General features: G+C 63.2%; 2 protein-coding genes. Both read left to right on the forward strand.

The features are described from left to right. Positions 1-20 precede the first annotated feature (20 nt). Complete coding sequence (locus ACE3OH_RS14305; RefSeq protein ID WP_374354133.1) at positions 21-1,628, forward strand: carboxyl transferase domain-containing protein; 1,608 nt, start codon at positions 21-23, stop codon at positions 1,626-1,628. Between the two features lie 175 nt (positions 1,629-1,803). Further along, complete coding sequence (locus ACE3OH_RS14310; RefSeq protein WP_374354130.1) at positions 1,804-2,592, forward strand: enoyl-CoA hydratase-related protein; 789 nt, start codon at positions 1,804-1,806, stop codon at positions 2,590-2,592. The last annotated feature ends 68 nt before the right edge of the window (positions 2,593-2,660 follow it).

Consider the following 2,660-nt stretch of genomic DNA (forward strand, 5'->3'; position numbering starts at 1 on the left):
AATTCCGACCTACAACATCGATGAACACACTGCCCAACACCATCAACGCAAAGTCCGAACAGTTCCAGAACAATGCCGCCGCCATGCAGACCCTGGTGGACGAGCTGCGCCAGAAGGCCGCTGCCGTCGAGCAAGGCGGTGGCCAGGTCGCCCGCGATCGCCACACTGCCCGCGGCAAGCTGCTGCCGCGTGACCGGGTAGCGCAGCTACTCGATATCGGCTCGCCGTTTCTGGAAATCGGCCAACTGGCTGCCCATGGCCAGTACGACGACCAGGTGCCATCGGCCGGCCTGATTGCCGGCATCGGCCGGGTGTCGGGGGTGGAATGCATGATCATCGCCAACGATGCCACGGTGAAGGGTGGCACTTACTACCCGATCACGGTCAAAAAGCATCTGCGTGCGCAGGAAATCGCCATGCAGAATCGCCTGCCCTGCATCGCCCTGGTCGACTCGGGTGGCGCCAACTTGCCGAACCAGGACGAAGTGTTCCCGGACCGCGACCACTTTGGCCGCATCTTCTTCAATCAGGCCAACCTCAGCGCGCAAGGCGTGCCGCAGATTGCGGCGGTGATGGGCTCCTGTACCGCCGGTGGTGCCTATGTGCCGGCGATGAGCGACTACAGCATCATGGTGAAGAACCAGGCCACCATCTTCCTGGCCGGCCCGCCGCTGGTGAAGGCCGCCACCGGCGAGGTAGTCAGTGCCGAAGACCTGGGCGGCGCCGATGTGCACGCCAAGATTTCCGGCGTGGCCGACTATTACGCCCATAACGACGCCCATGCGCTCGACCAGGTGCGCCGCATCGTCGCCAATCTGAACTGGCAAAAGCCGATGACGGTGGCGATGAAGCCGGTACAAGCCCCGCTCTACCCGAGTGAGGAGCTGTACGGCATCGTCGGCGCCGACCTGAAAAAGCCCTTCGATATCCGCCAGGTGATTGCCCGTATCGTTGATGGCAGCCAGTTCGACGAGTTCAAGGAAACCTACGGCGCCACCCTGGTCACCGGCTTCGCCCATATCTACGGCATGCCGGTCGGCATCGTCGCCAACAATGGCGTGCTGTTTTCCGAATCAGCCCAGAAGGGTGCGCACTTTATCGAGCTGTGCAGCCAGCGCAATATCCCGCTGGTATTCCTGCAGAACATCACCGGCTTTATGGTCGGCAAAAAGTACGAAGCCGAAGGCATTGCCAAGCATGGCGCCAAGATGGTGACCGCGGTGGCCACCAGCAAGGTACCGAAGTTCACCGTGGTCATCGGCGGCTCATACGGCGCCGGCAATTACGGCATGTGCGGCCGCGCCTACAGCCCCAACTTCCTGTTCATGTGGCCTAACGCCCGCATCGCGGTGATGGGCGGCGAGCAGGCGGCCGGCGTGCTGGCCCAGGTGCGCGAAGAGGCGCTGGCCAAGAAGGGCCAGCAGATCACCGAAGAAGAGCGCGAAGCGATCAAGAAGCCGCTGCGCGACCAGTTCGAATCGCAAAGCCACCCCTACTACGCCACCAGCCGCCTGTGGGACGACGGCATCATCGACCCCAAAGACACCCGCCGCGTACTGGGCCTGGCGATTTCCGCCAGCCTGAACAAGCCGATTGAAGAGACCAAGTTCGGCGTGTTCCGGATGTAGGGGAAATAGCCAACATTCGAGGGCAACAGCTATCCCTTCCTCGCCCGGCGAAGCCGGGCGTCAAGCCGCAACTGATCAATAACCGAGCCTTGCTGATCGACTCCACTCCCCCCGCCCTCGCCGCCGCGAGGGAGCCTCGTTGGCTCTCGGACAGTGGACTACTCCAGGAGACATCATGAGCCACCACCTGACCACCCAAATCGCCGCCAACGGCGTCGCCACGCTGACGCTGAATAATGCCGAGCGCCATAACGCCTTTGACGATCATCTGATCGCCGGCCTGATCGCCGCGCTGGAAGAGCTGAACGCCGCCACCAATGTGCGGGTGGTGGTACTGGCCGCCGCCGGCAAGAGCTTCTCGGCCGGGGCTGATCTGGGCTGGATGAAGCGCATGGCCAGTTATAGCGAGGCCGAGAACCTGGCCGATGCCAAGCTGCTGGCGCGGCTGATGCATACCCTCAACACCCTGGGTAAGCCAGTGGTCGCCGCCGTGCAGGGCCCGGCCTATGGCGGCGGCGTCGGCCTTGTTGCCTGCTGCGATATGGTGTTCGCGGCACCCGAAGCGCTGTTTGCCCTTACTGAAGTGAAGCTGGGCTTGATCCCGGCGGTGATTTCGCCCTATGTAATCAGCAAGATCGGCGCCAGCCATGCACGCCGCTATTTTGTGTCGGCCGAGCGCTTCGATGCCGCCACCGCCCAGCGCATTGGCCTCGTGCACGAAATCGTGCCGCGCGATGAAGTACTGACCATGGCCCATAGCTGGGCCGCCCAGCTGCTCAACAACGGCCCGGAATCGATGGCCTCGGCCAAGCGCCTGGTGGCAGAAGTGGCCAATCGCCCGATTTGTGAAGACCTGAACCACCACTGCGCCAGCCGCATCGCCGTCCAGCGCGTCAGCGCCGAAGGCCAGGAGGGGTTGACCGCGTTCCTGGAAAAACGGCCAGCCAGCTGGATCAAACACTGAAGAAATACTCAAAACCGGTTTGGTAGGAGCGGGGGCAGCCCCCGCGGCCCCCCGGGGGTAGCCGGGCA

Source organism: Chitinimonas sp. (genome assembly GCF_041904975.1).
Lineage (GTDB): Bacteria > Pseudomonadota > Gammaproteobacteria > Burkholderiales > Chitinimonadaceae > Chitinimonas.

Coding starts and splice junctions, on each gene's coding strand:
- ACE3OH_RS14310 (WP_374354130.1), top strand. CDS start 1,804: ATGAGCCACCACCTGACCACCCAAATCGCCGCCAACGGCGTCGCCACG.
- ACE3OH_RS14305 (WP_374354133.1), top strand. CDS start 21: ATGAACACACTGCCCAACACCATCAACGCAAAGTCCGAACAGTTCCAG.